Below are 7,610 nucleotides of genomic sequence, written 5' to 3' on the forward strand. Positions count from 1 at the left end.
GAGACTATGAGCACTCCTGCCACGTCCACTGCGCCCCTTGCCACCGCTGCGCCGTTTTACACTCCGCCGTTGCTGCATCCGATCCACCATTTTGGCCCTCAAGCCCTGGATTTCAGCAGGCAGGTTGCGCTCATGGCGATCGTGAACCGAACCCCGGATTCCTTTTACGACGGCGGAAGCACCTTCGCGCTGGAGGCGGCAGTCGCGGCCTCGCTCACTGCCGTGGACGACGGCGCCGATTGGGTTGATATTGGCGGTGTCCCCTTTGCCCCGGGGCCAGCGCTGAGCGCCGAAGAGGAAGCCGAACGCGTGGTTCCGGTGATAGCCGCCGTAACCGCAGCCAGCAACGTCATCATTTCCGTGGACACGTTCCTACCCGAGGTGGCCGCCCGCAGCATTGCCGCCGGGGCCCATGTCATCAACGACACTACGGGGCTGTCCAATCCCGATCTCGCCTCGGTGGTGGCGGAGTCCGGAGCACATCTGATCATCACCCATTCCTTGGCTGCCCCGCGTACTATCTATCCGCGCCCGCACTATGACGATGTGGTCACCGAGGTAGCTGCCTTCTTGTCCGAGAAAGTTGAACTGGCGTTGTCGTTGGGTGTTCCGGCGGAGAAAATCATCATTGATCCGGGGCACGATCTGAATAAGAACACGCTCCACACTCTGGCCATCACGCGCCGTTTCAATGAGATTGCGGCCCTGGGGTTCCCTACTCTGGCTGCCGTGTCCAACAAGGACTTCATTGGTGAATCACTGAACCAGAGAAAGGAAGACCGGTTGGAGGGCTCCATCGCCACCGGCGTGATCTGCATTCTGGGCGGAGCCCGGGTATTGCGCATGCACAACGTGGCCGCCGCCAACTCCGCCATCCGCATGACAGAGACCGTCATGGGGTGGCGGGAACCGGCGTACCTCAAGCACAATATGGGTGAGGTCAATGAACCCGCTCACCCAGAACGGAAAAGTCAGAACGGAAAAAGTAACCCATGATGGAGCGGATCTTCCCCGACGCCACCTTGCTCTCAGGTGCCGCCTTGGATCACGAGATTCTGGCCGCCCCACCGGAAAACCGGCTCAGCACCAAGCCTTGGGTCAGCTTCAACTTCATCGCCAGCATTGACGGCGCGGCATCCTTGGACGGAGTATCCGGGCAGCTCGGCAACGCCTGGGACCAGCGCGTATTCGCCCTGTTGCGGCAAACCGCCGACGTCATCTTGGTGGGCGCCCAAACCGTCCGCTCCGAAGGCTATGGCGGGGACCTGCTGAGCAAGGGCGCTCAGGCGTGGCGTGCCGAAAACTGGTTGTCGGAGCACCCACCGCTGGCGATCGTGTCCGGCTCGTTGAATCTGGAAGCCGAGCTCGAAGTGTTCACACAGGCCCCGGTGCGGCCGCTGATCTTCACCCTTGCCTCTGCACCGCAAGAGCGCCGGGAAGCGTTGTCTGAGGTGGCCGATGTGGTCAATGTTGGGGAAGACTCCCTGGATGTGGATCGGATCATTGCCGAACTTTCGGCCCGCGGATACAAAAATATTCGCTCAGAAGGCGGGCCCACGCTGCTGGGAAGTTTCGCCGCGGCTAACCGGGTGGATGAACTCAACCTGACGGTGTCCCCGCTGCTGGTGGGCGGGACGGCCGGGCGGATTGCCAAGGGCACACCTGACGCTGGCCCTGCGGCAGGCTCGGCCGGTGGCGTCCCTGCTGGTGGAGTCTCCGCCGCAGCCGATGTGGCCCGCACCATGGAACTGACCCGGATACTGAAAGCGGAATCCATGCTGTTCTTACGTTACGTTCGCCCCGTGGAATAACATTTCCGGGCCAAATCGAACAGTCCAAGCCCACCAGGACTAGTTCGCGCAGGTCTAGTTCGACGGCGGTGCCACCGACAATTTCGTCATGACCTTAGCTGTTGTGTCGGTCAGCAGCGCGTCGGTGGGACAGGCCAATGTCACCACTAAGCCGGTATCGGCGGTGCCCAGCATTCGAGCCCACATGATACTGGCTTTGACGTCTTTACTGGCCTTGCGGGTGAAGCTCAGGAAAGAGATGCTCTGCCCCTTCTTGCCAGCCTCTTCCACCCACGGCAGCGTAGCTTCGCTCAGCGCCGATTCCGTCACGGAGGGAATCAGGTACTTCATCAGATTGCTCGTGGAGCTCTTGTCATCGCCCTCGGCAATGAGCGGACCTTGGTTGGTGGTGGTCCAGTGCGCCAGCTGACAACCGGCGGCGTTGCTGTACTGCGTCTGCCCGGCCACGTTGTTCTTGAGCAATGTCCATTCGGGCGGACCAGGTGTGCCAAGCGTTCCTTCGCTCGGCTGGCCCAGGGCGTCACTGAAACCGACCGGAACACCAGCCTGAAGCGTGTTGCCGGCAGCAAAGGTCATGGGCGCAGCAGCCACGGCGGCCGCGTCGTGCCCAGCCACTACGGTTGGTGCCGCGTAGCTGGGCGGAGCCGAACTCACAGATTCGCTAGCTGGGGACGGTGCCTCGGGGATGGCAATCGTGCAGCCGCTCAAGGTAGCCGCCAGTACGGTGGCCACGGCAACCATCTTCCACGTTCCAACTCTAAAGTTCACAGCATCCACTGTACCGACCACGGCTCTTGCCGTGCGCTTGAAGGGACTGCGCTTGAAGGGACTGTGCCTGACACCTCCGTCCAGCTCAGCATTAATTACACCCACAGCTGCAATGCGCCCGGATCCACGCTCACCAGCGCCGGCAGCGCACCCATCCGCTCGCCGTCGGCATAGGCCACCAAAGTCGGTGCATTGAAAACCACCTCGCGCACCCGCTCGATCGAAACAGCGGGATGGTCCGTGTGCCGCCCGGAGAACACGAGCGGAAAAATACGCAAAAAAGTCCGCCGAGGCACAGGCGAGACAACAAACAAATCCAGCCATCCGTCGTCGTACTCGGCATCCGGGGTGATCTTCATGCCGCCGCCAAAAGAGATCCCGTTCGAGACCGCAATCAACAGGGCCGGCTGCTGGCGCACCACACCATCCACCCGCACCGCGTAGTTCAGCGGCTTCAGGAAGGCCAGTTCGCGCAGGATCGCCAGGTTGTAGCGCATGGGCCCGTGCGGCCAGCGCCAACCGTTGGCCCGCTCATTGACCAGCGCGTCGAACCCGGCCGAGAACGCGCCCATAAACCACACCGGATCCTGACCGTCACGACCGATCCGGCCCAGGTCCACGGTGCGCGGCGGCTGCTGGCATCGCTGGATGAAATGTTCCACGGCGGCGCTCGCGTCTTGGTGGTCAAGGCCCAGACCGCGGGCGGCGTCGTTGCCGGTGCCAGCGGGGATAATGCCCAGCGGGATGCTCGTGTGTGCCAGCGCGTTGGCGGCCAGATGGACCATACCGTCGCCACCGACCACCACGAGGGCGTGCGTGCCGGCTGCGATTTCGGCGTCAACCGCTTCCTGCAGGGCCGCGTAGTCCCGGCGACGCAAGACCGTCACGTGATGGCCGGCCTCCCGCAGCCGCGCCACGACCATGTCGCCCGTGTTGCCGGGGGACTTTTTGCGGTTGCCGCCAAAGGCTGCGCGCGGATTGACGGCCACAGTGATGTTCAGGACGGTGTACGCCGCGGGGGCTGGGAAAGTGGTCATGGCAAGAGTCAGTATGTCAGCGCCCGGCTCCGGCACAGAATTTATGTCGCGTGGCTATGTTGTTTGTTGATGTGGTCTATTTTGTACCATGGTTTGATTTTGGGTCCTGACTTTATCTCCAGCGCCTGCAGCTAGAATGATTCCTTGGCACAGCCGGGCTATCGAAAGGCCACCAGTGGGCGAGAAATTTCTCACGCATTACCAAGTCTTGGGACTCTCTCGCACCGCCACCGAACGCGAGGTAAAAATCGCCTACCGGAAAGCCGCGCGGATAGCCCACCCGGATCGCGGCGGTGACCCTGCCTTGTTCCGGCGAATCACAGAGGCGTACGAGATCTTGGCGGATCCTGCCAAACGGCAGAAGTACGACAAATCTTACGGCGCCGGTTCTCATGGGGCCTGGTCCTATGGGGCCGGACGTAGTCCATCCGGCGCCGGGTCTCGTCCAGATGCTGGTTCGGGCTCAGGTTCGGGCTCAGGTTCGGGCTCTGGTTCGGGATCTGGTTCGGGCTCAGACTCCGGCGGCTTCAGCGGATTCAGCACGCGCCGCACCCAAGAACAGCGCAACACTGCCGGCGATCCGGCCATTTATGTGCCCGCTTATGAAGATCTGGCACCGGGTGAATCCCCGTTGCTGCCACGTCCCACCGCTGCCCAGCCCGTTCATGGTGCACCCCGAAAGCGCGGCGTTTTTGGTGCCGCGTCACGTTTGGCCCGCGAGGCTCGGACCGCTCAGCTCATCATGCAACAGGTTCAGCCGAGCATTCCTGCAGCTCGGCTTGTCAACGGTTTGACGTCGCCGCGCAGCAACGGCTATTTAGACCACGTTCTGGTTTCCGGGTACCGGATCGCCATCATCGGTTCCATGCTGGTCCCTGATGGCGCCTTCCGCTGGGATGGCAACATGTTGGTCCACGGCAGCAAGGTAGCAGCGCCACCTCAGCTCATCCCCGCCACGCGCCACTTCCAAGAGCTGTTCCCGGAGTGCAATGTCACGGCCTGGGTCTGTGTACACAGCAACACGGGAAACCTCTTTGAACCGGTCATCGACTACGCACGCGGCACCGAGCCCGACGGCTCAAATACGGTCAACGCCGCCAATGCTGCCCGGTTTGTGCGCGAGGTCAAACAGTTTCTGGCCTCCGGACCGTCCCCTAATGTGGTGGACCTGAGCGTTCTGGACCGCCTCCTCGGCGGCATGTACTAGCTCGCAAACCCATCAACCCGGGTTGTTGCCGCGGGTCAGGGCACAGCTGCAGCGGGCGGTAGTATAAAAGACGTGTTTCGCATCCTATTCCTGACGCCCGAGATCCCCGGCAACACCGGCAACGCCATTCGATTGGCGGCCATCACAGGCGCCGAGCTGCACCTGGTGGAGCCTCTGGGCTTTGACTTTTCTGACGCCAAGCTGCGCCGGGCCGGGCTCGATTACCACGATCTAGCTGTGGTCACGGTCCACAAAACCCTTGAGGCGGCCTGGACAGCGCTGGCCCCGGAACGTGTCTTCGCCTTTACCTCGGACGGTGAAGCCGCCTACACGGACATCGCTTACCAGCCCGGTGACGTGCTGATGTTCGGCCGGGAATCCGACGGCCTACCCGAGGACGTCAAGGTTGATCCCCACATCACTGCCCGGGTCCGCCTGCCCATGCTGCCGGCGCTGCGATCCCTGAATCTGGCCAATGCAGCCTCCATTGCCGTCTTTGAGGCATGGCGCCAAAATGGCTTTGCCGGAGCGCAAATCCAGGCCTAGTCTTCTTGTTGCCGGTTCTGTGACGGCCACACATCATCTACTGCATCATCAACTGATCAACTGGAGGTATGCATGTCCGCTCGCGATCCTGGTCTGGCGTTCACTGACGGCGCCCTGCAATTTGAGGCCTGGGCGGACAAGCTCTGGGACCCCATGGGCCGCGACGTGGTTGAGGCCGCTGTGCTGCAGCCCGGCGAAAAGATTCTGGATGCCTGCTGTGGAACGGGTGCGGCAACTCTTCCCGCCGCCTTGGCTGTGGGCCCGTCCGGAACGGTCGACGGCGTGGACCTCTCCACCGGGTTGCTGCGCATCGCGGCGGCGAACCTCGGCGAACGCGGCATCCTCAACACCACCCTCACCGAAGCCGACGTCACGCAATGGCGCGGCCACCGCACCTTCGATGCCGTGCTGTGCTCCTACAGCATGTTCTTCTTCGCCGATATGGAAGCAGGGGTGGAACACCTCGTCTCCATGCTGCGCCCGGGCGGGCGAATCGTCATGAGCACCTGGGTTGACGGTGCGTTGGAACCCTTCGCCGGGCTTATTCTCGCTGCCGCTATCAAGGAACGCCCACGGTTGGCTGGTGTTGAACCGCTGCCAAACCAGAACATGGGCCGGGTAGATTCCGTTGAAAAGTTCACCGCATGGCTTGGCCAACGGGGTCTGGAAGACATCTCCGTCACGCAGCACCCCCTGACCCTCACCGTCGATGACGCTATGGCGTGGAACCTGGTCATGGGCAGTGGTTGGCGTACTTTGCTCCCCCGCGATCCGGAGGCGATCGCCCGCGTTCGGCGTGACTTTATGGCGTCCGTGGGCCCGGTTAGTGAGATGAACTCCAACGCACTGATCGCCACGGCTTCGGCGCCTCGGGCCTAATCCACGCAGTACTCCAACAAATGCCATGGTTTGACGTGGATGCCAGGGTTTGAGCTATGGCATCCACGTCAAACTATGGCATTTTTCGCGACTTACCCCAAGGCCCCGTCATTAGTCCGCTTTGCCGCAGCCCCGCTTGACGCAAAATGCTCGCAAACGTCTCCGTGTCCATGAGTTCCTGCCAGTCCCATCTGGCAAAGCCCACACCTTGAGCCCGGATCTGGTTTTCTCGCCGCTTTTCGGCAATGATCCGGTCAGGAAGGGAAAGCCCGCCGCTCCAGTTGGCTCGGAGGTATTTCCCCAGGCCGTCGAACTCCCCCACAATCCGTTTCTCCTTGAACCAGAAGTCGGTCTTTGCCTTCTTTCCATCTCGGAGCTCAAACGTCTCCTGCAAAACCGGTGCGGGGAATCCCAGCCGGAACATCTTCACCCGGCTCAGCGATTCCCCGGCCGATCCTGACAAGGCTGAGGAGAACTCAATGACCTTCAATGCCCGGACTTGTGCCGCCCTACTGGGCAGCGAAGCTGCTGCTGCCCGCAATTGAGCCACCGTCAACGGCAGGCCCTGCGGCACTTCGGGTTCCCACGCCGGCCAGTGCTGGAACGGGTCCGATTCCGGAGGCGTAAATAGGTTCCGATTCCATGAGTTTCCCGGCGCCCGAAGGCTCGAATCACACACGGCAACGGCATAGGGGAAGGCCAGGGTGTCGATGAGCTGCATTGTGGTGCTGAGCTTGTCAGTGACAAGGAAAGGGCCACAGCGTTGAACACTTTCCGTGTAGGAGCCAATATGTCTGGTGACCCCAGTCGAGCTTCGCCCGCTGGTTGTTACTTCGGTTCGGGTATGAATCCTTTGCGGCGTGCCGACAATCCACAATCCCCACAAAAGAGCCGCCGTGGCATGACAGAACACAGGCTCTTGCTCCGTCTGCTGCCCGAATGTCAGGACACGCAACCCGTACCGTTCTCGTCCGGAGAGCGTTCTCCATTCAGCGTCATCCATGTAAATGCCGCGCCGCACTCGAACCAGCAGGCCTTTCCGTTGCAAGGTAGCCAACTTGCGGCGGTCCTGGCCAAGATGGTCATACTCTGCTGACCGGATGAGCTTGGGCTTCTTCATGCGATCAAGGCTTCCACGCATTGACGGCGCAAAACAGTGGCATCTGGTGGCCTGTGGATAACTCCCGCGGCTGCGGCGGCAATGACCCCGCCACCGATACCGTCGCCGCCGGACCAAGGCAAAAACGTCGCCACTGCTGTGAGACAGCAAAAATGCCGCCGTTTGACGTAAATGCCACAGTTCAAACCCTGCGTCAGTCCCGTATTCCAGACACAAACTACCCCGCGGCCCTTGCGCAGCAC

At 61.7% G+C, this 7,610-nt stretch carries 9 protein-coding genes; 5 read left to right on the forward strand and 4 right to left on the reverse strand.

Translation table 11 applies throughout. The features are described 5' to 3' along the window. Positions 1-6: 6 nt before the first annotated feature. Both folP and AB0O97_RS07610 read left to right on the forward strand, forming a co-directional pair. Positions 7-996, forward strand: coding sequence for a dihydropteroate synthase (folP, locus tag AB0O97_RS07605; RefSeq protein WP_363881449.1), 990 nt, complete (start codon positions 7-9; stop codon positions 994-996). After that, on the forward strand, positions 993-1,811 hold the full coding sequence (locus AB0O97_RS07610; protein ID WP_363838216.1) for a pyrimidine reductase family protein: 819 nt from the start codon (positions 993-995) through the stop codon (positions 1,809-1,811). The genes folP and AB0O97_RS07610 overlap by 4 nt, the downstream gene beginning before the upstream one ends. Before the next feature lie 54 nt (positions 1,812-1,865). Here the strand turns inward: AB0O97_RS07610 and AB0O97_RS07615 are convergent, their stop codons facing one another. Together AB0O97_RS07615 and AB0O97_RS07620 are read right to left on the reverse strand one after the other, a co-directional pair. Then, positions 1,866-2,579 carry a hypothetical protein gene (locus AB0O97_RS07615; protein WP_363838214.1) on the reverse strand — a complete coding sequence of 238 codons (714 nt, stop codon included), beginning with the start codon at positions 2,577-2,579 and terminating at the stop codon, positions 1,866-1,868. A 95-nt stretch (positions 2,580-2,674) separates the two neighbouring features. Beyond that, complete coding sequence (locus AB0O97_RS07620; RefSeq protein WP_363838211.1) at positions 2,675-3,616, reverse strand: diacylglycerol kinase family protein; 942 nt, start codon at positions 3,614-3,616, stop codon at positions 2,675-2,677. A 175-nt stretch (positions 3,617-3,791) separates the two neighbouring features. Here AB0O97_RS07620 and AB0O97_RS07625 point away from each other — a divergent pair, with 175 nt between their 5' ends. From AB0O97_RS07625 to AB0O97_RS07635, 3 genes are all read left to right on the forward strand, one after another. Continuing rightward, a complete protein-coding gene (locus AB0O97_RS07625; RefSeq protein WP_363881450.1) occupies positions 3,792-4,823 on the forward strand; it encodes a J domain-containing protein in 1,032 nt (343 codons plus the stop codon). Between the two features lie 72 nt (positions 4,824-4,895). Next, positions 4,896-5,369 carry a tRNA (cytidine(34)-2'-O)-methyltransferase gene (locus AB0O97_RS07630; protein ID WP_363881452.1) on the forward strand — a complete coding sequence of 158 codons (474 nt, stop codon included), beginning with the start codon at positions 4,896-4,898 and terminating at the stop codon, positions 5,367-5,369. A 72-nt stretch (positions 5,370-5,441) separates the two neighbouring features. Continuing rightward, positions 5,442-6,248: a class I SAM-dependent methyltransferase gene (locus AB0O97_RS07635; RefSeq protein ID WP_363881454.1), complete on the forward strand. Its 807-nt coding sequence runs from the start codon at positions 5,442-5,444 to the stop codon at positions 6,246-6,248. A 73-nt stretch (positions 6,249-6,321) separates the two neighbouring features. Here the strand turns inward: AB0O97_RS07635 and AB0O97_RS07640 are convergent, their stop codons facing one another. Both AB0O97_RS07640 and AB0O97_RS07645 read right to left on the reverse strand, forming a co-directional pair. Continuing rightward, positions 6,322-7,368: a type IV toxin-antitoxin system AbiEi family antitoxin domain-containing protein gene (locus AB0O97_RS07640; RefSeq protein ID WP_363881456.1), complete on the reverse strand. Its 1,047-nt coding sequence runs from the start codon at positions 7,366-7,368 to the stop codon at positions 6,322-6,324. After that, positions 7,365-7,610 (reverse strand): hypothetical protein (locus AB0O97_RS07645; RefSeq protein ID WP_363881458.1); only part of this gene is annotated, 246 nt, incomplete at its 5' end. The genes AB0O97_RS07640 and AB0O97_RS07645, both read right to left, overlap by 4 nt.

It is taken from the genome of Specibacter sp. NPDC078692, assembly GCF_040686835.1.
In the GTDB taxonomy this organism is placed as follows: domain Bacteria; phylum Actinomycetota; class Actinomycetes; order Actinomycetales; family Micrococcaceae; genus Specibacter.

Excerpts from the sequence above, each read along its gene's own strand:
- AB0O97_RS07610 (WP_363838216.1), top strand. The coding sequence starts at position 993 with ATGATGGAGCGGATCTTCCCCGACGCCACCTTGCTCTCAGGTGCCGCC.
- AB0O97_RS07635 (WP_363881454.1), top strand. The coding sequence starts at position 5,442 with ATGTCCGCTCGCGATCCTGGTCTGGCGTTCACTGACGGCGCCCTGCAA.
- AB0O97_RS07620 (WP_363838211.1), bottom strand. The coding sequence starts at position 3,616 with ATGACCACTTTCCCAGCCCCCGCGGCGTACACCGTCCTGAACATCACT.
- AB0O97_RS07640 (WP_363881456.1), bottom strand. The coding sequence starts at position 7,368 with ATGAAGAAGCCCAAGCTCATCCGGTCAGCAGAGTATGACCATCTTGGC.
- folP (WP_363881449.1), top strand. The coding sequence starts at position 7 with ATGAGCACTCCTGCCACGTCCACTGCGCCCCTTGCCACCGCTGCGCCG.